Genomic DNA, 22453 nt, shown 5'->3' on the forward strand with positions numbered 1-22453 from the left:
TCCATCTCGTGCGCGGACCTCGACAAGCCAGGAGGTGTGGATAGGCTTGGGTTGACCTTCACCAGCCAAGAGAGGTGTCCTATGAAGAAGCGCGTTCGTGTCCCCGTGCGGGTTCGTATTCGTCTCCGACCGACCGACTGCCGATTCTGCGGTGGTCTTTGCGGCGAGAGCGGCTGCGGCTGCAAGAAGTAGCGCCTGCCTCGGCTCGGTCGGGCTCGCCGGCGAAGGAGGGCCCGACCTTTTCTGTGCGCACGCGCCTCAGCGCACGGGGGCGGGCGCGACCTTCTTGGTGGGCGGGCTGGGCTTTGCGCCGGCGTCGGCGCCGGGCCCGGCGAGCGTGAGGTCGACACGGAGGACGACGTTCGGGGCGATCTGCACCTCCTTCGCGCTGTCTCCCGAGAACGCGGGGTGCGCGACGTTGACCGTCGCCTTCCCCACGGGGATGCCGTCGATGCGGTAGTGACCCTTGAGATCGCTCGCCGAATGGAGCGGCTGGAGCAGCACGTAGACGTCTTCGCTGACGTACTTCAGCACACCCCGGTCGATGAGGCGAAAGCGGCCGACCCCCGGCGGGTAAAGCTTGACGGGCGCGATCGACTGCGGCGCCGCGATCCGCAGGGAGATGACCGGGACGCCGTCGATGTCGGGCGTGATGAGCTGCTTCTTCGACCGGTTCAGCACCTCTACGCGCTGCCCGTAGGTGAGCAGCACCGTGCGGCGGTCGTAGGCGCAGCCCTCGAACGAGATCGAGACGTAGTCGGTCTTGGGGGCGATGAACCCCTCGTAGCCCGTGATCGCGACGATCGCGTCGGCGAGCTCGTGGGTGCCGGCCTCGGCGCCCGGCGCGCCGACGCGGTACTGCGTGCCGTAGGCGCCCGCGCCGTCGGGACAGCGCGAGAAGTCGGCCTCGACCCGCGGAGGCTCCCCGCCGCGGACGGTGATCGTGCCCTCAACGCTGCCCGTGGGGCCGGCGTACGGTGCGAGCCCCGTGGGGTTGGTGACCTTGCGAATTTGCTCGGGCGTGTAGGGGTTGTTGTTCTGTGGCGGCAGCGCGGCCGCCTCGACCGGAGCGACCGACGCCGCGGGCGTTGCGTCGGGCTGGGCAGGCGCGGGCGGGTCCTTGCAGGCGGCGACGCTGGCGGCGAGCGCGAGCGTCACCACCGCCTGACCAGCGCGGCGCACCTCACACGACGACTCACCCACAGTCTTCACCCACCGAAGACCGCCGCGGCCTTGACCGCCACGTCGAGCGAGAGGGTCGGGGAGACGCCGAGGAGCACGACCAGCAGCGCGCTGACGAGCAGCGCGGCGTTGACGTAGCCCGAGCGCATCGGCGTCGCGATCGGGGCGCCGGCCGCCGGCTCGCGCATGTAGAGGAACACCATGACCCGCAGGTAGTAGTATGCGCCGATGACGCTGTTCAGGAAGGCGATGATGGTGAGCCAGGTGAACCCACCCTCCATCGCGGCCCTGAACACGAACCACTTCCCGAAGAAGCCGGCCGTGGGAGGGAAGCCAGCGAGCGAGAGCAGGAAGAGGGAGAACGCGAGCGCCGCCGCTGGGTGTCGGCGCCCGACCCCCGCGAGGTCCTCGTAGCTCACGGCCTCGGCCCCGTGCCGACCGCAGAGGATGAGCGTGCCGAACGCTCCGGCCGTGGAGACGGTGTAGGTGAGGAGGTAGAACATGACGCTCGCGGCGCCTTGGCCGGGGCTCTTCATGGTCGCGACGACGCCGACGAGGAGGTAGCCGGCGTGAGCCACGCTCGAGTACGCGAGCATGCGCTTCACCGACTCCTGCCGGCCCGCGATGAGGTTCGCGACCGTCATGGTCGCCACGGCCATCCAGGCCACCGCCGGCGGCCAGCCGCTCGACCAGGACATGGAGCTCGCGTCGCCAAAGCAGGTGAGCATCACGCGGAGGAGCATGGCGAACGCGCCGCCCTTCACCGCGACCGCCATGTAGGTGGTGCCCGGCGTGGGCGCGCCCTCGTAGGCGTCGGGCGTCCACATGTGGAACGGCACGGCGCTCACCTTGAAGGCGAGCGCGGCGAGCACGAGCACCAGGGCGATGAGCACCATCGGCGCGTGGTTGCCGGCCTTCACCCCTGCGCCGACGCCCGCGAGGTCGGTGTGACCCGTCGCGCCGTAGAGGAGCGCGAAGCCGTAGAGGAGGAGCGCGGCGGCGAACGACCCGAGGAGGAAGTACTTGAGCGCGCCCTCCGCCGAGCGGGCCGACGTGCGGCGGAACGCGGTCATCGCGTACGCGCCGATCGACATGGTCTCGAGGCCGAGGAACAGCGTGAGGAAGTCCCCCGAGGCTGCCAGCATCATCGCGCCGAAGGTCGCGAAGAGCAGCAGCGAGTAGAACTCACCCCGCTCCATCTTGTGCTCCGGGAGGTACCCGCCGGCGAGGAGCGCGGCGAGCCCTCCGCCGAGGCAGAGGAGCGCGTCGAAGAAGAGGGAGAAGCGATCGACGATGAGCCACGGGGCGAGCGCGTCGAGGTTCGGGATGGCGTCGAGGCCGTAGAGCCACACGGCCGCCGACAGCACGGTGCCCGAGAAGAAGACGACGGCCGTCCCCAGCGCGAGCCCCGTGCGCACCTTCGAGAAGACCTCGGCGAGCATGAGCAGCAGCGCGCCGAGCGCGACGACGAGCAGGGGAGAGAGTGCGAAAGCGAGGAGCATCGGTCAGTGACCTTCGGCCGCGGGGGCTGTCTCGGGGGCGGGCTCTGCGGGCTTGGGCGCCTCGGGGCGCCGGGGCAGGAGCTTGATGGGGCCGGTGTAGAACTTGGGCGCCGGGTTGTTCTCCGTGCGCAGCGAGAAGTCGTCGTGGATGCGCGCGATGGCGCCCGACATCGGGTCGAGGAGCAGGCGGGGGAAGAACCCGACGATGAAGATCATCCCGATGAGGGGCGTCACCGCGATGAGCTCGCGGCTGTTGATGTCGGTGAGCTTCTTGTTCTCCGGGTGCGTGAGCTTCCCGAAGAACATCTTCTGGACCGCTCCGAGCATGTAGAGCGCCGCCAGGATGACGCCCAGCGCAGCGCCCACGGCCTGGATGCCGTTGACGTGCCCGAGACGAGTCGAGACGAACGTGCCCGTGATGATCATGAACTCGCCGACGAAGCCGTTCGTGCCCGGAAGGCCGACGCTGGAGAGGGCGACGACGACGAAGAGCGCCGAGTAGACGGGCATCACCTTCGCGAGGCCGCCGAACTGGTCGAGCATGCGCGTGTGGCGACGGTCGTAGATGACGCCGACGAGGAGGAAGAGCGCGCCGGTCGAGATGCCGTGGTTGATCATCTGGAGGACCGAGCCCTCCATCGACGCGGGCGTCGCCGCGAACAGGCCGAGCATCACGTACCCGAGGTGGGCGACGGACGAGTAGGCGACGAGGCGCTTCACGTCGTCCTGCTTCCAGGCGCAGAGCGCGCCGTAGAGGATCCCGCCGAGAACGGACACGCCGCCGAGGGCCGCGGCGCTCCAGCCGCAGGCCTCCGGGAAGAGCCCCATGCAGAAACGCAAGTACCCGTAGGTACCCATCTTTAGCATGACCGCGGCCAGGATGATCGAGCCGCCCGTGGGGGCCTCGGTGTGCGCGTCCGGGAGCCACGTGTGCACCGGGAACATCGGCACCTTGATGAAGAAGCTCAGCGCGAACGCGGCCCACACCCACCGCTGGATGTGGTGCGGGAGGATGAGGCGCTGGAGCTCGAAGTAATCGAAGCTCATGTGGCCGCCCGACGCCTGCGAGTAGGTGTAGGCGATGTAGAGGATCGCGACGAGCATCAGCACGGAGCCGGCCATCGTGAAGAGGAAGAACTTGATCGCGGCCTTGATGCGGTTCGCGCCGCCCCAGACCCCGATCATCACGTACATCGGGACGAGCATCAGCTCCCAGAAGACGTAGAAGAGGAAGAGGTCCATCGCGACGAGCGCGCCGATCATCGCCGCCTGGAGGACGAGGAGCGCGAAACACCAGTCCTTCATGCGCTTGTCAATCGAGCCGAACGACACGTACGCGGCGATCGGCATGATGAAGACGGTGAGCATCACGAGCCACAGCGACACGCCGTCGAGGGCCACGTGGTAGTGGATGCCGAAGCGCTCCACCCAGACGACGTCCTGGTCGAAGTGGAACTCACGGCCCATCGACACCTGCAAGAGCGGCAGGCTGAGGAAGAGCGAAAAGAGCATCACGCCGAGGGTGACGGCCTTCAGCGTGCGCGGGGCCTGGCGCGGGAGGAACAGGATGGCCGCCGCACCGAGCATGGGCACGGCGATGAGCCAGCTGAGGAGGGTGTGAGACTCCGCCGGCGGGGTCGCGGGGTCGGCCGCGTCGGCTGCGCCCGGCCACATGCGCTGCACGAACAGCGCGAGCAGCCCTGCGATGAGGCCCATCGTGAGGCGTACGCCTCGCGAGTGGCCGCGGGGGGCCGCGCCGACGACCACCGCCGGGATGAGGACCGGCAGGAGGGAGCCGAGGGCCCCGAGGACCTTGGCGAGCGTCTCGGGGACGACCACGTACGAGGCGCTCGCGATGACGAGCAGCATCGCTCCCACGACGAGGACGGAGTACGGGGACGAGGAGGACGGGTTGGCGCCGCTCTCGGCGCTCCGCGTGTCGACGGCGGCCATCAGTTCGCACCAAGCTTCGTGGAGGGGGGATCGATCGCGCCCAGCTTGTCGAGCTGCGCGGGCTTCTCTGCGGGAGGCCGCGAGAGGGTGACTTCACGCGCGGCCGCGAGCCCGAACGCGTTCTTCACCTCGAGCCGAACGGTCTGGGACTTGTCCGCGTCGAGGTGGAGCTTGAGCTGCGTGCTCGCGGGGGAGAACTTCGGCTCTTCCTTCTCCTTCGACTCCTTGCCGGCCTCGGGGGTCCACCGGTAGGCGTAGCCCATTCCGGGGGCGGCCTCGAGGAGGTAGTCGCCGCTCGCGTTCTCGCGGACCACGAGGTCGGCGCGGGGGACCACGACGAACCAGCCGATGAACACCAGGCCGAAGGCCATGGCCCCCGCGTAAATGTGGATCACGCCGTTCTGCACGACGCGGAGGATCGTCCCGAGCGCGGCCACGAGGAGCGCCGTGAGGCGCGCGAGGATCGCGTCGAAGAAGCCCTGGTCGGCCGAGATCGCCGTGTCGGCGAGGGCGTCGACGCCGTTCCACACGGTGGCGTCGTAGAGCTCGTCCACGCGCCACTTGTCGAGGAGCAGCTTGTAGAGCCCGGGCGCCTGGGCGGCCATCTCCTTCGGGGGCGTGCCCTTCTTGAGGATGTAGAACTGGTAGGCGACGAAGGTCCCGATCGCGAACGCCGCGAAGGCCGCCGCGGTGAGCGGGTACTCTTTGTGGTGAGCCGCCTCGACGCTGGGCAGGACCTGGATGGCCTTGTTCGCCTCGTCGAACACCGGCTCGAGCCAGTGGTCCATCGGGGGCTTGTGGTCCTTGAAGAGGCCCGCGAACAACGCGGGGTTCAGGAAGCCGGCGGCGAGCGAGAGCGTGCCGAGGATCATCAGCGGCACGGTCATCTGCCAGGGCGACTCGTGCGGGGCGAGGCCAGGCTTCTTCAGGTCTTCGTGGGGGTGGTGAGCGTCGTCGTCGTCGTCGTCACCATGACCATGCGCGGCGTCGTGGTGCGCGTCGTGGTGCGAGGGCGTCGAAGGCTTGCCGACGACCCAACCCTTGAAATCGCCGAAGAAGGTCAGGATGAAGGCGCGTGACATGTAGAAAGCGGTGAGGACCGCGGCGGCGAGCCCCATGGCCCACAGCACGGGGCCTACCCAGGTGGGCTGCTGCCAAAGCGCGGCGGCCGCCTTCGGGTTCATGTGCGCCGCGGCGCCGTTGACGGGGTGGTTCACGAAGGCCTTGAACAGGATCTCGTCCTTCGAGAAGAACCCGCTCGTGAGCGGGAACCCGACGATCGCCAGGGTGGCGGCGCCGAAGGTCCAGAAGGTGTGCGGCATGTACTTGCGCAGGCCGCCCATGTGCCGCATGTCCTGCGACTTCACGTCGTCGTGGATGCGCGCGTGCATCGCGTGGATGACGCTGCCGGCCCCGAGGAAGAGGCAGGCCTTGAAGAACGCGTGGGTGAACACGTGGAAGAAGCCCGCGCTGAAGGCCCCGACGCCGACGCCGAGGAACATGTACCCGAGCTGGCTCACGGTGCTGTAGGCGAGCACCTTCTTCAGGTCGTTCTGCACGAGCGCGATCGTCGCCGCGAAGAGCGCCGTGAAGGCGCCGGTGAAGGCGATGACGGTCATCGTGAACGGCGAGAGCACGAACACGAACGAGAGCCGGCACACCAGGTAGACGCCCGCGGTCACCATCGTGGCCGCGTGGATGAGCGCCGAGACCGGGGTTGGGCCGGCCATCGCGTCGGGCAACCACACGTAGAGCGGGATCTGAGCGCTCTTGCCCGTGCACCCGAGGAAGAGCATGAGGCCCACGGCGGTCGCGCCGGTGATGACGAGCGGGGTCTTCGGCTGGAGGAAGGCCAGCGCGCCCTGGAACTGCCCGCCGCCGATGGGCCAGAGGTGGACCTGCATCGGATCGGCCTGGCTGACGAGGGAGCCGGCGCCGTTCTCGATGCCGTTCCAGTCGAGCGCGCCGGTGTAGTGGACCAGCAGGAACATCGCGCAGAGCAGGCCGAAGTCGCCGACGCGGTTGGCGATGAACGCCTTCTTTCCGGCCGTGGCGTTGGCCTCCTCCTTGAACCAGAAGCCGATGAGCAGGTAGCTGCAGAGGCCGACGCCTTCCCACCCGACGAAGAGGACGGGGAGGTTGTCCGCGAGGACCAGCACCAGCATCGAGAAGACGAAGAGGTTCAGGTACGCGAAGAAGCGGTAATAGCCGGGGTCCTTCTCCATGTACGCGGTCGCGTAGAGGTGGATGAGGAAGCCGACGCCCGTGATGACGAGCATCATCACGCCCGAGAGCGCGTCGACGCTGAACTTCAGCTCGATGGGGACGGCAGCGCCGCGGCCGCCGGTGGTGCGCATCCAGTCCCACGCCAGCCAGGAGAGCTTCACGTGCTCTCCCGAGTGGTGCGACGCCTCCCGGTCGAGCAGGAGGAACGTCAGGGCCGACGCCAGGAAGGCGATGCCCATGACCGAGAGGGTCATGGTCTTGACGGCCGGCTTGCCGAGCCGTTTGCCCCAGAGGCCGTTCACGATGGCCCCGAGGAGCGGCATCCCGAGGATGACCGCCAACAGCGTAAAATCGCCGGCGGGGAAGAGCGTTGTCAGGAGCTTGAGCATCGGACGAGGAGTCCTTCGAGTAAGGTTCGGAAGAGATTCCGGAGGAAATTCAGGGGGCGAGCTGGCGCGGCGCGCTCAGTTCTTGAGGAGATCGGCCTCGTCGGTGCGGACCGAGCGGCGCAGGCGGAACATGGCGATGACGATCGCGAGCCCCACCGCGACCTCGGCGGCCTCCGCGGCGATGAGGAAGAACGCGAACATCTGGCCGGTGTGTCCCTTCGGAGCGGCCCGGTTGAACGCGACGAACGCGAGGTTCACCGCGTTCAGCATGATCTCGATGCTCATCAGCGTGACGATGACGTTTCGCCGGAGCAGAAAGCCGATCCCCCCGATGGTGAAGAGGATCGCCGAGAGGAACACGTAGCTGTCGGTCGTGATCACGAGTCGGTCTCCTTGCCGGACGCGGTCGCCGCGGCGATCGCCGGCTTCGAGGACGTGGAGGGGCTCGCCTGCTTGCCGCGCGCGACCGCGATGGCGCCCACGATCGCGACCATGAGGAGGGCGCTCGAGAGCTCGAACGGGACGAGGCCTTGCGTGAAGAGGACGCGGCCCACGGCGTCGATCCCGCCGAAGTCGGTGGGCGGGACGGGCGGCACGGTGCCGGCCCCGGGGTTCGCGGCCGCCGCCTGGAGGCCGGCGCGGACGAGCAGGGTCATCGCGCCCACCCCGCCGAGGCCGAAGGCCAGCGCGCCGATCGCGCGGCTCGGGAGGCCGCGCCGGTCGGACGGCGTGTTGGCCGAAGGGCCGATGAGCATGATGACGAAGAGGAACAGGACGACGATGGCGCCCGCGTACACGATGAGCTGGATCGCCGCGAGGAACTGGGCGTGGAGCGCGAGGAAGAGCCCCGCGACGCTCAGGACCATCATCAGCAGGCCCATCGCGCCCCGGATGGGGTTCTTCGAGGCGACCGTGGAGATCGCTCCAATGACCGCGAGCGCGGCACAGATCCAGAAGTAGGCTTGTCCGAGGTTCACGGGAGATCCTTCGCGGTGGTCATACGGTGGTCTGTCCGCCAGAGGAGGCGAAGCCGTGGCCCTCGATCACGAGCGAAGCGCGCTTGCCCTTCGAGGGGTCGCCCACGTAGGCCTCGAAGTCCTTACGGAACTTCTTCAAGAAGCCGAGGGCGGGCATCGCGGTGCCCTCGCCGAAGGCGCAGATCGTGTTGCCCATGATGTTGTTGGCGACCGAGTGGAGGGTGTCGAGCTCCTCCAGGGTGGCGGAGCCGTCCATGAGCTTCTCGCAGATGCGCAGCAGCCAGCCGGAGCCCTCGCGGCACGGCGTGCACTGCCCGCATGACTCGTGGCGGTAGAACTGCATGAGGTTGTGCATCGCCGCGACGGGGCTCGTGCCCTCCGCCATCACGGTGATGCAGCAGGTGCCCAGCATGGTGCCGAGGCCGCGCGCCGTGTCCACGCCCAGGGGGACGTCGAGGATGCTCTTGCCGTCGTACGGGTGGAGCGGGGATTTCTCGTCCGGCGCACTGACGAGCTCGTCGGCGCGGAGGATGGGGGTGGAGGAGCCGCCGGGGATGATCGCCCAGAGCGGCTTGTCGCCGAGGACGCCGCCGCCGACGTCGTAGATGAGCTCGCGGAGCGTGGGGCCTACCGCCAGCTCGACGACGCCGGGCTTCTTCACGTGGCCGTTCAGCCCGTAGAGGCGCACGCCGCCGTCGCCGATGGCGTGGAGCGCCGAGAGCTTCGAGAACTCTTCGCCGCCCATCAGGATCATGCTCGGGACGACGCCGATGGTCTCGAGGTTGTTGACCGTGGTGGGGCAGCCGAACGCGCCGACCTGCGCCGGGAACGGCGGCTTCAAGCGGGGCTCGCCGCGGCGACCCTCGAGCGAGTTGAGGAGCGAGGTCTCCTCGCCGCAGATGTACGCGCCCGCGCCCGTGTGGACGTGCACCTCGACCGGGTAGTCCTTCCCGAAGGGGCGCGCCCCGAGGTAGCCCTTCGCGCGGGCCTCGAGGATGGCGGCGTCGAGGCGGGCCTTCGACAGGTGGAGCTCGTCCCTCACGTAGATGTAGGCCACGTGGGCGCCGATGCCGAAGCACCCGATGATGCACCCCTCGATGACCGAGTGAGGGTTCAGCTCCATCAGCGTGCGGTCTTTGTGGGTGCCGGGCTCGCCTTCGTCGGCGTTCAGCACCAGGTACGCGGGCTTCGTGGGGTGGGGCCGCATGAAGCTCCACTTGATGCCCATGGGGAAGCCGGCGCCGCCGCGGCCGCGGATGTTGGCCTTCTTCGCCTCGGCGACGACCTCGTCGCGCGACATCGAGGTGAGCACCTTGCGGGCCGCCTCGTAGCCGCGGGCCTCGCGCTCGTACACCGGGAGGGTGTGGCCGTCCCTGATGTCGTAGACTTTCGTAAGTAAATTCGTGGGCTTGAGCATGTTCTTGTTCTTCTCGTTCGCTCAGCGCCGGAGGCCGTCGAGGATGGCGTCGACCTTCTCGGGGGTGAGGTTCTCGAAGTAGTCCTTGTCGACCTGAATCATGGGGGCGGTGCCGCAGCTCGCGAGGCACTCGGCCGTGCGGAGCGTGATGGCCCCGTCGGACGTGGTCTCGCCGGCGTGGATGCCGAGCCGCTTCTCGCAGTGGTGGAGCAGCTCGCCGGCGCCCCGGAGCGCGCAGGGCAGGGTGCGGCACACCCACACCTGGTGCTTCCCCACGGGCTTCTGGTTGAACAGCGTGTAAAACGTGACGACGCCCTGCACGTGGGCCCCCGAGAGCTCGAGGCGGGATGCGACGAACTCCATGACCTCCGGCGAGACCCAGCCCTCTTGCTCCTGACAGAGGTGCAGCAGCGGAATGCACGCGGCCATCTTGTTTGGGTAGCGGCCGAGGAGCTCCGTGAGCTTCTGTTCGCGTTCGGGGGTCAGCTGAAAGGGCATCGCTCGTGGGCTCGTAGGTTCGGGGAAGCGTGAAGGCGAAGCGGCGCGGCCTGGCGGGGGAAGGGCGGAGCGGAAGAGAGCGGCGGACCGGGGGGCGGCGGGGACCGCGCGGCGGTCGGCGAAGACGCAGAACCAAGGAGAAAGGCCCCACCTTTCGGGGTGGGGCTCGGCGGTTCGCCTGGGTGAAGAGCCGCCCCGCGAATTCCCTGCAAAATGCGGGCGGACGCTAGTGTCGGCGGCCCCGCGATGTCAAGCAGGGATGCGCGCGCCGCCCCGGCGCAGCCCGCGCGGCGCCGTCCACAGGGTGCGGGACGGGCTCAGGAAGGGTGTGTGCGCAGAAGTGTGTGTGAGTGCGCAAAAAAGAGGCGAGGGACTTGAGGATCGGCGGTGTGGGGAGATATCCTCACGCCGAGGGGTGCCGCTCGCCGAGCGACCCGCGCCTGATTTCTGTTTGCGGCTCGTGCGGAAGACGCCGCGTGACGCGTGCTGGAGGATCGATGTTCTGCCCCAACTGCGGGAACCAAAACCCCGAAAATGCCCCGAACTGTGTGAAGTGTGGCTTCGCGCTCAAGGCGGCCGCCCCCCAGAAGTTCAAGGGCACCATGATGATGGCGGAGGGCCTGGGAGCCCCGCCTCCGGGCCCGGGTCCCGGCGCTGTGGGCGCCGCCCGACCCGGTGCTCCGGCCAAGCTGAAGGGGACGATGGTCGGCGTCGCGCCGCCCTCGATGGGCGCGGCGCCCGCGCCGCCGCAATTGCATTCGCCCGAGCCTCCCGCGAACCCGCTGGGCGCGACGTTCGCGCTCCCCGACGCGGCGGCCATGGGCGTCGGCGCGCCGTACGGGGGCGGTGGGGGTGCCCCCGGGGGCGCCCCGGCCGGAGCGCCCAAGATGCAGACCCAGCTCGGTGGCTATGCGGTGCCCGGCGCCGACATGGGCTACGGGCAGCCCTCTCAGGCGGCCGCGCCGGCCCCCTGGGGAGCGCCGGCTCCCGCCGATCCCGGCGCGATGGGCGGCCAGATGCCCCCGCAAGGGTTTGGGGCGCCCGCCCCGCAGCCGGAGCCCGCCTTCGACCCCGGGTTCGGTCAGTTCCAACAGAATTTTGCGCAGGCTGAGCAACAGCAGGCCCAGCAAGCGTTTGGCGCTCAGCCGTTCGGCGGCGCGGGCGGTCCCGGCATGGGCCCCGACATGGGCATGGGCGGCCCAGGCATGGGCATGGGCGGCCCGGGCATGGGGGCCCCCGGAATGGGAATGGGCATGAGCGCGCCCGGCATGGGCGGCCCGGGGATGGGCATGGGCGCGCCCGGCATGGGCGACCCGAACATGGGCGGCCAGCAGGGCTTCGGTGGCGGCGCTCCTGGCGGCGGCGGCGGCGGGATGGTGCCCGCGGGCGACGTGAACACCACGCTCCCCCTCGTGCTCAGCGTGGTCTCGCTGTTCTGCTGCGGCCTCGGCACGCTGCTCGGCATCGGCGGGCTCGTGTTGGCCATCCAGGCCAAGAACGCCCAGAAAATGGGCGATCTCGCGACGGCCCAGCAGAAGGCCAAGCTCTCCACGATCCTGGCGGCGGTCGGCATCGGTGTCGGTCTGCTCGGCGGCGTCGTCAGCGCGGTCCTTCGCAGCTGACCGCGGGGCCGGACGTCGAGCCGCGGCCCGCGCGGAGTCGGTACGGGCCGCCCGTCGGGCTCGTGCTTCTCGTGGCCGTGGTCGCGTCCGGGGTGCTCCCTTTGGACTGTCCCGTGCGCGCGGCCCTGGGCATCCCATGCCCGGGTTGCGGCATGACTCGGGCGGTGCATCTCCTCTTCCACGGGGAGGTGTGGGCCGCGCTCCGCATGCACCCCCTCGTGCTCGGGCTGGGGCCTTGGTGCGCGGCCCTGGTCGCGTCCGAGATCCTGGGCCACCTGCGGCTCGGGACCTTCGCGACCACGATGCAGCGCCCCTTCTTTCGGCGGGGCTCGTACGTGGTGTTCGCGGCGACCCTCGCCGTGTGGCTCGCCCGGTTCGCGGGGCTCTTCGGCGGACCCTGTCCGCCGTGAGGCGCTCGACGCCGCGGCCGCGTCTCAGCTGCCCGGCGCCTTCGCCAGCGCGCCGCCCACGATGAGCTTCTGGATCTCCGAGGTCCCCTCGTAGATGCGGAGCGGGCGCACGTCCCGGCTCAGCTGCTCGACGACGGACCCCGTGAGCACGCCGCGGCCGCCGTGCAGCTGCACCGCGCGGTCGACGACGCGCTGCGCCGCCTCGGTCGCGTGGAGCTTCGCCATGGCGACGTGGAGGCTCGCGTCGGGATCGCCCGTGTCCTTGGCGTGGGCCGCGCGGTACACCAGCAGCCGCGACGCTTCCAGGTCGGTCAGCATCTCGGCGAGCGCCGCCTGGGTGAGCTGGAAGTCGGCGAGCCGCTTGCCGAACTGCGTGCGCGAGCGAACGTGGTCGAGGGCCTCGTCGAGCGCGCGCGCGGCCATCCCGCACGCCGCCGCGCCCACCGACGTGCGGAACACGTCGAGCGTGCCGAGGGCCGTGCGCAGGCCGTGCCCCACCTCGCCGAGCAGGCGCCCTGGGCAGCGCTCGAGCACGAGGCGGCCGAGCGGGTGGCCGCCCGACACCGGCATCGGAGAGAGCTCGATCCCGACGGCGCGCGCGTCGACCAGGAACGCCGAGATTCCGCGCTTGCCGGCGGCCGGATCGGCGTTGGCGAAGACTATGTAATGATTCGCGATTCCAACATTCGAGATGAAGGCCTTCTCGCCCGTCAAGAGCCACTCGTCGCCCTCGCGCGCGGCCACCGTCCGCAGGGAAGCCACGTCGCTCCCAGCCTCCGGCTCGGTGAGCGCGAAGGCGCCGACTCGCTCGCCCTTCGCGACCTCGCCAAGGAGCCGCGCGCGGCCCTCGAAGTCGCCCGTGAGGAGCAGCGGGTAGGAGCCGAGCCCCTGCACCGCGAGGATGCCGTCGGCGACCGGCGAGCTGTACCCGAGGGCCTCGCGCACGAGGCAGAGCGCGCGCACGTCGAGCGCGTCGGGCCGGCCCGTGGGCGACTCCGCGCCGCCGTGGGCCTCGGGCACGACGTGCGCGAAGAGGCCCTTTCGCGTCAGGGCTGCGACGGCGCCGAAGGGCTCGTGATCGAGGGGGGACAGGTCGCCCACGCGCGCGGGGAGCTCTGCGGCGAGCGCCTGGAGACCCGGCTCGTGGCAGAACGCGGAGATGCCGAGCGGCCTCACCGCTTGGCCTGCGGTGCCGCCGCCGGAGTTGCCGCCGGTTTCGCTGCCGGTTTCGCTTGAAAGGCCCGCTTGGAGCCCTCAAAGACGGTGGGCTCCTTCTTCACCCACGCGTCGTAGGCGGCGCGGAAGTCCGGGTGCTGCATGCAGATCGCCTGCGCCTGCGCCTCGGCCTCGATGGCCTGATCGAGCGACATCGTCGCCTCGCTCTCGAGCATCTGCTTGGTCATCGCGTGCGCGAACGCCGGACCCGAGGCGAGCCGCTCGGCGAGCTGGGTCGCGGCGGCGAGGCACTCGGCCTCCGGCACCACGCGCGTCGCGAGGCCGATACGGAAGGCCTCCTCCGCGCCGACCAGATCGCCCAAGAACAAGAGCTCGCTGGCGCGCCCGAGGCCTATCACCCGCGGCAGCAGGTAGGCCGCGCCCATGTCCGCGCCCGAGAGGCCGACCTTGGGGAAGATGAACCCGAAGCGCGCGGTGTCGGCGGCGATCCGGAAGTCGGCGGCGAGCGCCATGACCGCCCCTGCGCCTACGCAGATGCCGTTCACGGCGGCGACGACGGGCCGACGCAGCGCGCGCATGTTGCGGATGAGCGCGCCCGTGATCCGCGTGAACTCCACGAGCCCGCGCATGTCGCGCGAGAAGAGCTCTCCGATGATGGTCTCCACGTCGCCCCCGGAGCAGAAGGCGCGCCCCTCGCCCGTGAGCACCACGGCCCGCACCTCCGGCTCGGCGTCGAGCGCCGCGAAGGTGTCGGTGAGCTCTCGATAGATCTCGAAGGTGAGCGAGTTCAGGGTCGCCGGGCGGTTCAAGGTGACGGTGGTGACGCCCGTCGCCTCGTCGTGCGCGAGCAGGAAGCCTTTTGCTGTAAGATGCATGGAATCGCCTCCGGGGCTCGGTCAGTCGGGGAGCACCGCCACGCCCTCGATCTCGACCAGCGCGCCGGGCTCGAGGAGGCCCGCGACCTTGACCAGGCTCATCGCCGGGTAGTGCTTGCCGAGCCGCCCGCGCCACCCCTCGCCGATGGCCTTCGTCGCGGCGCGATAGGCCTCCAGATCGGTGACGAAGACAAGGAGCTTGACGATGTGCTCGGTGCCGCCACCCGCGGCGCGGACGACGGCGATGAGGTTGTCGAGCGCTTGCAGAAACTGGGTCGCGAAGTCGGTGCTGACGATGCGGGCGTTGGCGTCCCACGCTATCTGGCCCGAGAGGTGCAAATGCCGACCCTGCGAGAGGATCGCGTGGGCGTAGCCGCGCGGCTTCGGGAAGTTGGGCGGCGTGATCTTCTTCGACGGCATGGGCTCCTCCTCCGAACGAGGCGCCAGCATAACCGCGCGGCGCGAGGGCCTAGGACAATTCGCGCCGGGCCGGTGGACCTCGGCGGCGAGGCTAGTGCGACGCGGCGCGCGTCAGGCGGTCGCGGACGGCGGCCCACGCGTCCGTGTCGGGGACGGCCTCGGCGAGCACGACGGACACGCCCGCCTCGTCGAGCCGGTGGAGGGCCGCGAACAGCCCGTGCGCGTAGCCCGTGGGGGTGGCGTCGAGCCGCTCGAGCCGCGCGCCCGGGGGGCTCGACGAGCCCTCCGTGACGAGCGCTCCGACCGCGTCGACGCCGCGCGCGAGCTGGTCGGCCACCTGCGCGCCGAGCGTGCCTCGGGCGCAGAGCAGGAGCCGGGCCCGGGGCGCGTAGTGCTTCGCGTCGAGCCCGGGGGAGGCGCGCTCGCCGGCCGCGAGCTGCGGGCCCTCGGCCCGCGTGACGGGCCACACCGCCGCGAGCGCGTCGAGCGGGACGGCGCCGGGCCGGAGCACGCGCGCGGTCGGGGAGCGCACGTCTACCACGGTCGACTCTACGCCCGCCTCGCAGGGCCCGCCGTCGAGCACGAGCGCGACGGCGTCTCCGAGCGACCGGACGACGTGGGCGGCGAGCGTGGGGCTCAGCCCCTGGTACCGGTTGGCGCTCGGCGCCGCGATGGGCTCGCCCAGCGCTCGGATCAGCGCGAGCGCGCAGGGGTGGCCCGGGACGCGGACGGCGATCGATGTGCCTCCGCCGGCCACCCCGGAGGGCACGTGGCTCGCGCGCTCGAGGACGAGCGTCAGGGGGCCGGGCCAGAAGGCCGCGGCGAGCGCTTCGGCCGCGGGGCCCCACGAGGCGACGAGCTCGCGCGCCATCGCCGGCCCGTCGACGTGGGCGATGAGCGGGTGCGTGGTCGGGCGCCCCTTGGCCGCGAAGATGCGTGCAGTATGCACTGGATCGAGGGCGCGCGCCCCGAGGCCGTAGACGGTCTCCGTGGGGAAGGCGACGAGCTCCCCCGCGCGGAGGAGGCGCGCCGCGAGCGCGATCGACTCGGGCTCGAGGGCGGGCAGCACGCGCGGCATCGCCGCTCCATAGCGCGAAACGAGGCGGGACGCCCGAGCCGGAGCGTCACACCGGCGGGAGGCCTGCGACCCGTCCGCGCTCCATCTGTCGCGCGCTGCCGCCCGCTGGTAAGGTCGGCCCATGCGCACGCCCTCGAGTCTCCCGCGGTCCGTCTCTCGCTGCGCACGCACGGGTGGGCCTCCGAGCGCTCAGGCGTTCGGCTCGCTCGTCGCGGTCGGCGCCGGCGTCATGTCCGTCGCGCTCGCGTGCGGGCCGAAGCCCACCGTGGCGCCCGTGCTCGCGCCTGCGGCTTCGGGGTCCGCCCCGGCGAGCGCGGTCGCGGCCCCCACGCCGCTGCCCTCGGGCCTGCCCGCTGCGCTGCCCGTCCCTCCCATGGGGGTTCGCGGCTCCGCACGCGCGCGCGTGATGCCCGATCCTGCGGCCGCCTGCCCCGAGACCCGCGCTGCGAACGCCGCGGCGCCGGCGTCCGCGCTGAAGCAGCTCGCGGAGGCGTGCAGTCTTCGCCCCTCCGGGCCGCTGCTGGCGGGCACGCTCGGCGACGGTGAGTCAGCGAAATCATGGCCTTTCCGCGCGAAGAAGGGGCAATGTTACCGGCTGCTCGTCGCCCACGAGCCCGCGCTGCAGGACGTGGTGGTGCTCTTGCGCGATAGCCAAGGGGCCTACGCGGTCGAGGGCCCGGAGGTCGCGGTGCCCGCTTCGGGGAAGGTGTGCTTCGACGCGGACGACGACGCGACCGTGCTCGTGTCGGTCGGCACGGGGCGTGGCGCGTTCGCGGTTCAGATCGTGGAGCGCTGACCCTCGAGCCGCGGAGACGCGCGGCCCGCGGTGCAAACGCGGGACAGGCAGACCAGGCCCGCCGTTCTTGCACTGGGGCGACCCGTTTGCAGGGCGCTGGAACGGCGCGCTGGAACAGGTAGGCGCAGACCTGCGCTGGCATGAAGGCTGCCTGCGCAGACCTTCGTGAGGCATTCAATCTGCGGTCAGAGCTTCTGGGTGCCGGGAAGTTTGCTGAGCCGTCGGTCAAAGGTTCCGAGGGGGAAATGGCCAGCTCTGAGTGCAACGGAGAGGATAAGGCAGTCGGAGAAGCCGAGCTTGGGGTGAGCACGAAAGTGAGCGAGAGCGGAGGCGACGACATCGGCATCTTGAATGACCAAGGTTTGGTGATCCAAGAGTAGCGCGAGGCCAGCAGCGAGTTGAGGTGCCTTGATGGCATAGACAGAATCAAGGACCCAGACAGCCTCCATGAGAACAAGATGAGAGATCCAGGCACCCGCCTGCACGAACGACTCGGCAGCGGCGAGTTGATGGGGGTCGTCGCGAGCGAGGAGCCGGACAAGAACGTTGGTGTCAACCGCGCGCATGGCGCGCTCGCAAGTGGGACCTGATGCCGCTCTTGAGCTCATCGAGGGAGCGGGGCTCAGGAGCGGTGAGGAAGAGAGTACGGTGAAGTTCCTCGGAGGTATGTCGGCCGGCGCGGCGGACGGTGATCCGATCGTCTTCGATGTCCCACTCGAGCACGGAGCCGGAGACAAGGGCGAGGCGCTTGCGTACCTCGGAGGGGACCGATATCTGTCCTTGAGCGGTGAGCTTGGACTGCGCGAGCTTCATACGGAGCAAGTACCACGGTAATGAAGGCGAGGCAAGGAGGCGTCGCTCCGCGGTCGTCGCAGCGAGCGAGCGCGAGGCGCTGCAGACCCGGAAGGGGGCCTACTCCGTCGCCGACCCCCTTGACGTCGGAGTCATGCTGGCGCCGCCAGACGCTCCCGGATGGGAGGGTGCGCCAACACCTACTGCGTTGCCGATCTTCGGGAGGTTGAGGTGGCGAAGACCGTGCGCGAGGCGCCCGGAGAGGAAGCGACAGAAACCGCCGGTTCCAGCGAGGGATGGGCCCGGCTTGGCCGAGTCGCGGCTGGTCCTGGGCGGACGCTGCCGATTGCGAGGAGGCCGAAGCGCCGCCGTCTCTCGAGGTCGAGCGTCGCCAATCCAGGAGCCGTTAGTACGCACCTCAGATAACCTGGACAATATAGTGACGAAAGGCTATAACTGTGCGATGCCTCGCGTAGCGACCTTGACCGGAAACATCGCGGTCTACATGTACGGAGACGACCATTGACCGCCGCACGTGCACGTGTACGCCGGGGAGCAGGAGGCGTCGATGGCACTGGACGGTACGATTGTAGTGGGAGCACTCGACAAGGCGACCCGGAAGATGAGTCGAGTGTGGGTAGTGGCGAACGCGAGTTGCCTGGCGAAGTACTGGAAGGAGCTAGGAAACAAATGAAGGCGAATCTGAAGGTGGTGGAAGCGGCGTATATGCGCGGCGGGAGTGGCTATCGGGTTCGGGTCACGTTTTCGGACGGCTCGAGCGGTATTGCGGACTATGATGGGAAGCTGAAGGGACTGCTCGCGCCGCTGGTCGACAAGAAGCAGTTTGCAAAAGTGTACGTGGACTTCGGAGCGCTGACGTGGCCCGGGAACATCGACACGGCGGCGGAGGCGACGTACGCGCTTGCGCACGGTCTGGAGCGTCCGAAGAGCGTGGAGGATGTGGAGCGGAACATGCTGGCGGTGCGGGTCCGCGAGCTTCGCAAGCGTGCGGGCAAGTCGCAGGTGGAGCTTGCGGAAGCGATGGGGGTGTCGCAGCCGACGATCGCGAGCTTCGAGAGAGCGCCGGACTTTCGCTGGTCGACGATGAGGAGGTACGTGAAGGCGCTTGGTGGGGAGGTAGACGTGGTGTTCACGCTAAAGGGGGAGCGGATGTCGCTGGAGAAGGGGACGAGGGTTCCGGCGTCGAGCCAGAGGACACGTCGGGTAGCGGCGAAGGCGAAGGTCGCGAAGTCGCCGAGTAAGGCCCCGGCGGCCTAAAAAGACTGCGAACGCGCTGCCTTCGCGGGCCGCGAGATACACCCAGCCCACGCGCGTCCAGATGGCGGTCACGTCCGTCGCCCAGACCTGGTTCGGTGCCTCGGTCGTGAAGTCGCGCTGAAGCAGGTTCGGCGCGATCGGGTCGTCGTGCACGGAGTCCGTCGTCGCGACGAATCGCTTCTTCGGACGGCCTGCGCACCGAGGGAGTCCCGCCCAAGGGCGCACGATCGTTTCACGACGTTCATCGGCGTGACGCTTTGGCGCGCGACATACGCCGCCATGACGCACCGCAATGCTTCTCGCCTCGTCGCCCTCGTCGCCCCCGTCGCCCTCGCGCTGCTTGGGATCACCGCCTGCGCCTACGGTCCCGTGAGCGACGACGCGCCCGCCTCCGCGGGGCTCCCCTCCGAGGATCCGCGCCTTCCAGTCTCTGCGCCGCCGCCCTCGTCCGGTCCTTGGGCCGCCGCCGCGGGGGAAGTTGACGGGGGAGCAGACGGGGGACTGCTCCCGAGTCCCCTGGACGCCGGCGCCGACGCGGATGTCGTGGTCGACGCGGCCGTGGCCGACGGCGGCCTCGAAGGCCCGGCCGACGCTGTGGTCCAGCCCCCGACGGACGCGAGTGTCGTGGTAGCGCGCGCGGCCGTGCCCGGCGATTTGGTCGTGAGCGAGATCGCGTTCGATCCGGCGGGGCCGCAGCCCGACTCCGAGTGGTTCGAGGTGGCGAGCCTCGCGGCCGATCCGCTCGAGCTCCGTGGGGTCACGCTGAAGGACGGCGTCGGGCGCACGCACGTCGTCGCGAGCTCGGTCGTCGTGCGGCCCGGCAGCTTCGTCGTGCTGGCGCGCTCACGCGCGGCGTGCGCCGCGGCCGGGGTCCCGGCGTCGGCGATTGGATACGAGTACGGGGCCGGGCTCTCCTCGTCGTCCGGCGTCCTGCTCGCGAATGGAAGCTCAGGAGCGATCGAGCTCGTCTCCGGCGGCGCGAGCCTGGTCCGCGTCGCCTACGGCACCTTCGGCCTCGACGCGGCCGACACGAGCCTCGAGCTGCGCGCGCTCACCTACCAGGCCACCCCCGGCGCGGCCCTCTATTGCGTGGCGACCGCCACGTCCCCGGGAGCCGCGCCCCGCTGCCCGTGACTTGTGCTCACTCGCTCACTCGCTCACTCGCGAAGGTCGAAGAACGCCCGCGCGGTCTCGGTGCTCGTGCTCGCGAGCGCCGCGGGCGTCTCGCCGCGACAGGCCGCCACCGTGGCGAGGACGTGCGGGAGCATCGCCGGCTCGTTGCGGTGCGACGCCGGCCGAGGCCGCAGATCGCGCGGAAGAATGTAGGGTGCATCTGTCTCGAGCATGAGCCGATCGGCGGGGATACCGCCCACCAGGCCCCGGAGGTGCGTGCCCCGCCGCTCGTCGCAGATCCACCCCGTGAGGCCGATGTGGAGGTCGAGGTCCAGGTAGGCCCGCAGCGCAGCCGCCTCGCCGGTAAAACAGTGCACCACCGCGCGCGTGAGCCGCGGCCGGTAGCGCGCGAGAATGGCCATGAAGTCGGCGTGCGCTGCCCGCTCGTGGAGGAACACCGGCAGCTGCAGGTCCGCCGCGAGCTCGAGCTGGGCCTCGAGGGCGCGCCGCTGGGCGTCGCGCGGGGAGAAGTCGCGATCGTAGTCGAGTCCGCACTCGCCCACGGCGACCACGTGGGCCCGCGTGGTTGGCTGTTCGCAGAGCTCGCGCAGCTCGCGGAGCGCGCTCGGTCCCGCGGCGCTGGCGTGGTGCGGGTGGATGCCGGCGGTCGCGTAGAGACGCGGCCCGAAGTCGCGCGGCCGCGACGCGAGCTCCCACGCGGCCCGGCTGCTCTCGGCGCTCGTGCCCGTCACGATGACCGTGCCCACGCCGGCGGCCGAGGCGCGCCGCAGCACAGCGTCGCGATCGGCGCGGAAGGCCTTGTTCGTGAGGTTCGCGCCGATGTCCACGAGCGGGCTCACGCCGCACCTCCTTCGGTCGCGAGGGGCGCAGCGCCCGCCGCCTCCATTGGCCAAGGGAGGCCGAGCTCACGAGCGACGCGCGCCGCCACCTCGGCGTGCCAGGCCGCGCGGTCCCAGACGCCCTCGTGATGGCCCTCGTGATGGCCCTCGGCGTGGCCCTCGGCGTGGCCCTCGCGCGGCGCACGGTCGAGGTGGAAGCGTCCGCGCAGCTGCGCGCGAAGGAAGCACAAATCCGTGATGCGCCGCCGCAGCCGCGCGAGGTGCCGCTGCTCCTCCGCCATGGGGCGCACCCACGTCGCGCGGAGCAGGCCCTTGAGTCCGCGCGACTCCCGCGCCCGCGCGTCGAGCAGCGAGGACAGGAGCGCGCGCGCCTGCGCGGCAGACGAGACAGCCGAGGCCACCGAGGCAGAGGGGATAGACGACGAGGCAGAGGGGATAGACGACGAGGCAGAGGGGATAGACGACGAGTCAGACGGGATAATCGAGTTCATGGTGAGCTCTCCGAGGCGTTCGTGGCGGGCGTGCGCGGACGCGGTCGCACGCTGAACCAGCGGCCGAGGCCGGCTGGATCGCGCGTCCGAGCGCGCACGGAGGCCCACGAGCGCGCGGGGACGTCGCCTCGCGTAGAGACGCCCGCGGAGGTGGAGGAGACTGCGGGCGGAGCCGCGGGCGCGACCAGGCGCGGCGCACGGGCTGGGTGCGGGGGCCCGAATTGAACGAGCCTCTTCGGGAGGCTATCCCGACGTAGGAGCCACTCCTACCACCCCGCGACGGGGGGAACGGTGCCGGTCGACGACTCGCTTCGATCGCACACCCCACTTGCCAACGCGGGCGCGCGAGGGCGGCCGCGGTGTCGTGGCAGTCGAGGCCAGGGCCTCGCTGTGGGCGAACGCGTACGGGTTGTACGGGTCGTACGTGCCGTACGTGACGAAGGACGAAACTAGGAGCCGAGCACCTCTTCTCGCTGGAGCGTGATTCGCGGCGACACGACTGTCAACTCGCGCCCGTCGATTTGCCCGGCGGCGCGAGCCTGGGCCTACGCGCTCGCCGCGTCGCGGACCATGTCGGCCGCGACGTCGCGATCGACCTCGAGGGCGTCGGCGGCCTCCATGATGAGCTCTCGCTCGGTGGTGCGGAGGATGCCGTCGGAGGCCATGAGTCGGATCGCGAGCGAAAGCGCGATCTCGCGGGGCTTGCCCGCGGGGAGCCGCTCTCTCACCGCGGCGAGCCGCGCCTCGCGACCCGAGGCGGCCACGCCGGCCTCGATCCGCGCCAGCAGCGCCGCGAGCGGCTCGCCGGCGAGCCGGTTGTCGGTGAGGGAGTCGACGCTCTTCGCGAAGTGGGCGCGCTCGGCGTCGCTGAACTCCCCGTCGGCGTGGGCGGCGAGGAAGAGGGTCTCGATCATCGCCTCGAGCTTGGGGGCGTCATACTTGGCAAGTTCCACGGCAAGTTCCACGGCAGGTTCGACCATGGGCGGGCACTATACACACAAGGTCCCGCGCGCGTCTGGTGGACGAGCGCCGCACCCGCAGCGCGGCCGTGTGTTTCACCCGCCAGGTGGATCGAGGCAGAGTCGCGGAGCCGGGGCGTCGGGGGGCAGAGTCGGTGGCGGTGGTGGCACCGGGCCCCGCGAAGGGGGCGAGTGTGGTCCGTCTTGGCTCGGGAGCAGTGGCTCGGGCGACGCGGCGGCGAGCGCGTTCGGGGCTGGAGGCCGTGGGCTCGAGGGCAGTGGCTGGGGCTCGGGGCGCAGGCGTGGTCGACGAGCCCACGAACGCGCGCGTGCCCCAGCCGCGAGCCTCAGCCCCCGAACGCGCTCGCCGCCGCGTCGCGCGTGCCCCAGCTCACGCACGTGCCCGCAGGGCCCAGCCGATCGCGAGTGGCCCGTGGGT

At 70.4% G+C, this 22453-nt stretch carries 23 protein-coding genes; 6 read left to right on the forward strand and 17 right to left on the reverse strand.

Going from position 1 to position 22453, the window contains the following annotated elements; all coding sequences use genetic code 11:
* Positions 1-258: 258 nt before the first annotated feature.
* From IPQ09_11435 to IPQ09_11470, 8 genes are all read right to left on the reverse strand, one after another.
* Complete coding sequence (locus IPQ09_11435) at positions 259-1212, reverse strand: hypothetical protein (GenBank protein ID MBL0194816.1); 954 nt, start codon at positions 1210-1212, stop codon at positions 259-261.
* Positions 1209-2684 (reverse strand): NADH-quinone oxidoreductase subunit N, encoded by a 1476-nt coding sequence (locus IPQ09_11440; GenBank protein MBL0194817.1) that lies wholly within the window; start codon positions 2682-2684, stop codon positions 1209-1211. The genes IPQ09_11435 and IPQ09_11440 overlap by 4 nt, the downstream gene beginning before the upstream one ends.
* 3 nt (positions 2685-2687) lie before the next feature.
* Positions 2688-4553, reverse strand: coding sequence for an NADH-quinone oxidoreductase subunit M (locus IPQ09_11445; protein MBL0194818.1), 1866 nt, complete (start codon positions 4551-4553; stop codon positions 2688-2690).
* An 83-nt stretch (positions 4554-4636) separates the two neighbouring features.
* Positions 4637-7252: an NADH-quinone oxidoreductase subunit L gene (nuoL, locus tag IPQ09_11450; GenBank protein ID MBL0194819.1), complete on the reverse strand. Its 2616-nt coding sequence runs from the start codon at positions 7250-7252 to the stop codon at positions 4637-4639.
* A gap of 75 nt (positions 7253-7327) precedes the next feature.
* A complete protein-coding gene (gene nuoK, locus IPQ09_11455; protein MBL0194820.1) occupies positions 7328-7630 on the reverse strand; it encodes an NADH-quinone oxidoreductase subunit NuoK in 303 nt (100 codons plus the stop codon).
* Positions 7630-8229 (reverse strand): NADH-quinone oxidoreductase subunit J, encoded by a 600-nt coding sequence (locus IPQ09_11460; GenBank protein ID MBL0194821.1) that lies wholly within the window; start codon positions 8227-8229, stop codon positions 7630-7632. The genes nuoK and IPQ09_11460 overlap by 1 nt, the downstream gene beginning before the upstream one ends.
* Positions 8230-8248: 19 nt before the next feature.
* A complete protein-coding gene (gene nuoF / locus IPQ09_11465) occupies positions 8249-9646 on the reverse strand; it encodes an NADH-quinone oxidoreductase subunit NuoF (protein MBL0194822.1) in 1398 nt (465 codons plus the stop codon).
* Between the two features lie 21 nt (positions 9647-9667).
* A complete protein-coding gene (locus IPQ09_11470) occupies positions 9668-10144 on the reverse strand; it encodes an NAD(P)H-dependent oxidoreductase subunit E (protein MBL0194823.1) in 477 nt (158 codons plus the stop codon).
* Between the two features lie 497 nt (positions 10145-10641).
* On the opposite strand from IPQ09_11470, the gene IPQ09_11475 reads away from it, so the two are divergent.
* On the forward strand, positions 10642-11766 hold the full coding sequence (locus tag IPQ09_11475; protein ID MBL0194824.1) for a zinc ribbon domain-containing protein: 1125 nt from the start codon (positions 10642-10644) through the stop codon (positions 11764-11766).
* The gene (locus IPQ09_11480) at positions 11763-12176 is read left to right on the forward strand and encodes a DUF2752 domain-containing protein (protein MBL0194825.1); all 414 of its coding nucleotides are present in this window, start codon (positions 11763-11765) and stop codon (positions 12174-12176) included. The genes IPQ09_11475 and IPQ09_11480 overlap by 4 nt, the downstream gene beginning before the upstream one ends.
* 24 nt (positions 12177-12200) lie before the next feature.
* Here the strand turns inward: IPQ09_11480 and IPQ09_11485 are convergent, their stop codons facing one another.
* From IPQ09_11485 to IPQ09_11500, 4 genes are all read right to left on the reverse strand, one after another.
* Positions 12201-13352, reverse strand: coding sequence for an acyl-CoA dehydrogenase family protein (locus IPQ09_11485; GenBank protein ID MBL0194826.1), 1152 nt, complete (start codon positions 13350-13352; stop codon positions 12201-12203).
* On the reverse strand, positions 13349-14227 hold the full coding sequence (locus tag IPQ09_11490; GenBank protein ID MBL0194827.1) for an enoyl-CoA hydratase family protein: 879 nt from the start codon (positions 14225-14227) through the stop codon (positions 13349-13351). The genes IPQ09_11485 and IPQ09_11490 overlap by 4 nt, the downstream gene beginning before the upstream one ends.
* Positions 14228-14248: 21 nt before the next feature.
* Positions 14249-14647, reverse strand: a complete 399-nt coding sequence (locus tag IPQ09_11495) for a RidA family protein (protein ID MBL0194828.1) — start codon at positions 14645-14647, stop codon at positions 14249-14251.
* 91 nt (positions 14648-14738) lie between these two features.
* Positions 14739-15725, reverse strand: a complete 987-nt coding sequence (locus tag IPQ09_11500) for a threonylcarbamoyl-AMP synthase (protein MBL0194829.1) — start codon at positions 15723-15725, stop codon at positions 14739-14741.
* Positions 15726-15846: 121 nt separating this feature from the next.
* Between IPQ09_11500 and IPQ09_11505 the strand changes: the two genes are divergently transcribed.
* Positions 15847-16521: a hypothetical protein gene (locus IPQ09_11505; protein ID MBL0194830.1), complete on the forward strand. Its 675-nt coding sequence runs from the start codon at positions 15847-15849 to the stop codon at positions 16519-16521.
* Positions 16522-16706: 185 nt separating this feature from the next.
* Here IPQ09_11505 and IPQ09_11510 read toward each other — a convergent pair whose 3' ends face one another.
* Positions 16707-17087, reverse strand: a complete 381-nt coding sequence (locus tag IPQ09_11510; protein ID MBL0194831.1) for a type II toxin-antitoxin system VapC family toxin — start codon at positions 17085-17087, stop codon at positions 16707-16709.
* Positions 17074-17334, reverse strand: a complete 261-nt coding sequence (locus tag IPQ09_11515) for an AbrB/MazE/SpoVT family DNA-binding domain-containing protein (GenBank protein MBL0194832.1) — start codon at positions 17332-17334, stop codon at positions 17074-17076. Before IPQ09_11515 ends, IPQ09_11510 begins: the two co-directional genes overlap by 14 nt.
* Positions 17335-17848: 514 nt before the next feature.
* Between IPQ09_11515 and IPQ09_11520 the strand changes: the two genes are divergently transcribed.
* From IPQ09_11520 to IPQ09_11530, 3 genes are all read left to right on the forward strand, one after another.
* A complete protein-coding gene (locus tag IPQ09_11520) occupies positions 17849-18007 on the forward strand; it encodes a hypothetical protein (GenBank protein MBL0194833.1) in 159 nt (52 codons plus the stop codon).
* Positions 18004-18591, forward strand: coding sequence for a helix-turn-helix domain-containing protein (locus IPQ09_11525; GenBank protein ID MBL0194834.1), 588 nt, complete (start codon positions 18004-18006; stop codon positions 18589-18591). The genes IPQ09_11520 and IPQ09_11525 overlap by 4 nt, the downstream gene beginning before the upstream one ends.
* 279 nt (positions 18592-18870) lie before the next feature.
* Positions 18871-19725, forward strand: a complete 855-nt coding sequence (locus IPQ09_11530; GenBank protein MBL0194835.1) for a lamin tail domain-containing protein — start codon at positions 18871-18873, stop codon at positions 19723-19725.
* 23 nt (positions 19726-19748) lie between these two features.
* On the opposite strand, the gene IPQ09_11535 is transcribed toward IPQ09_11530, so the two are convergent.
* From IPQ09_11535 to IPQ09_11545, 3 genes are all read right to left on the reverse strand, one after another.
* On the reverse strand, positions 19749-20564 hold the full coding sequence (locus IPQ09_11535) for a TatD family hydrolase (GenBank protein MBL0194836.1): 816 nt from the start codon (positions 20562-20564) through the stop codon (positions 19749-19751).
* On the reverse strand, positions 20561-20965 hold the full coding sequence (locus tag IPQ09_11540; GenBank protein ID MBL0194837.1) for a hypothetical protein: 405 nt from the start codon (positions 20963-20965) through the stop codon (positions 20561-20563). The genes IPQ09_11535 and IPQ09_11540 overlap by 4 nt, the downstream gene beginning before the upstream one ends.
* 635 nt (positions 20966-21600) lie before the next feature.
* Complete coding sequence (locus IPQ09_11545) at positions 21601-22035, reverse strand: TerB family tellurite resistance protein (protein MBL0194838.1); 435 nt, start codon at positions 22033-22035, stop codon at positions 21601-21603.
* Positions 22036-22453 lie beyond the last annotated feature (418 nt).

It is taken from the genome of Myxococcales bacterium (genome assembly GCA_016720545.1).
Classification (GTDB): Bacteria; Myxococcota_A; Polyangia; order Polyangiales; family Polyangiaceae; genus JAAFHV01.

What these genes read in the sequence shown, in the direction of transcription:
- IPQ09_11440 (MBL0194817.1), bottom strand. Translation starts at nt 2,684, where the DNA reads ATGCTCCTCGCTTTCGCACTCTCTCCCCTGCTCGTCGTCGCGCTCGGC.
- IPQ09_11445 (MBL0194818.1), bottom strand. Translation starts at nt 4,553, where the DNA reads ATGCTGCTCGTCATCGCGAGCGCCTCGTACGTGGTCGTCCCCGAGACG.
- nuoL (MBL0194819.1), bottom strand. Translation starts at nt 7,252, where the DNA reads ATGCTCAAGCTCCTGACAACGCTCTTCCCCGCCGGCGATTTTACGCTG.
- nuoF (MBL0194822.1), bottom strand. Translation starts at nt 9,646, where the DNA reads ATGCTCAAGCCCACGAATTTACTTACGAAAGTCTACGACATCAGGGAC.
- IPQ09_11470 (MBL0194823.1), bottom strand. Translation starts at nt 10,144, where the DNA reads ATGCCCTTTCAGCTGACCCCCGAACGCGAACAGAAGCTCACGGAGCTC.
- IPQ09_11475 (MBL0194824.1), top strand. Translation starts at nt 10,642, where the DNA reads ATGTTCTGCCCCAACTGCGGGAACCAAAACCCCGAAAATGCCCCGAAC.
- IPQ09_11490 (MBL0194827.1), bottom strand. Translation starts at nt 14,227, where the DNA reads ATGCATCTTACAGCAAAAGGCTTCCTGCTCGCGCACGACGAGGCGACG.
- IPQ09_11495 (MBL0194828.1), bottom strand. Translation starts at nt 14,647, where the DNA reads ATGCCGTCGAAGAAGATCACGCCGCCCAACTTCCCGAAGCCGCGCGGC.
- IPQ09_11500 (MBL0194829.1), bottom strand. Translation starts at nt 15,725, where the DNA reads ATGCCGCGCGTGCTGCCCGCCCTCGAGCCCGAGTCGATCGCGCTCGCG.
- IPQ09_11505 (MBL0194830.1), top strand. Translation starts at nt 15,847, where the DNA reads ATGCGCACGCCCTCGAGTCTCCCGCGGTCCGTCTCTCGCTGCGCACGC.
- IPQ09_11510 (MBL0194831.1), bottom strand. Translation starts at nt 17,087, where the DNA reads ATGCGCGCGGTTGACACCAACGTTCTTGTCCGGCTCCTCGCTCGCGAC.
- IPQ09_11515 (MBL0194832.1), bottom strand. Translation starts at nt 17,334, where the DNA reads ATGAAGCTCGCGCAGTCCAAGCTCACCGCTCAAGGACAGATATCGGTC.
- IPQ09_11525 (MBL0194834.1), top strand. Translation starts at nt 18,004, where the DNA reads ATGAAGGCGAATCTGAAGGTGGTGGAAGCGGCGTATATGCGCGGCGGG.
- IPQ09_11530 (MBL0194835.1), top strand. Translation starts at nt 18,871, where the DNA reads ATGACGCACCGCAATGCTTCTCGCCTCGTCGCCCTCGTCGCCCCCGTC.
- IPQ09_11545 (MBL0194838.1), bottom strand. Translation starts at nt 22,035, where the DNA reads ATGGTCGAACCTGCCGTGGAACTTGCCGTGGAACTTGCCAAGTATGAC.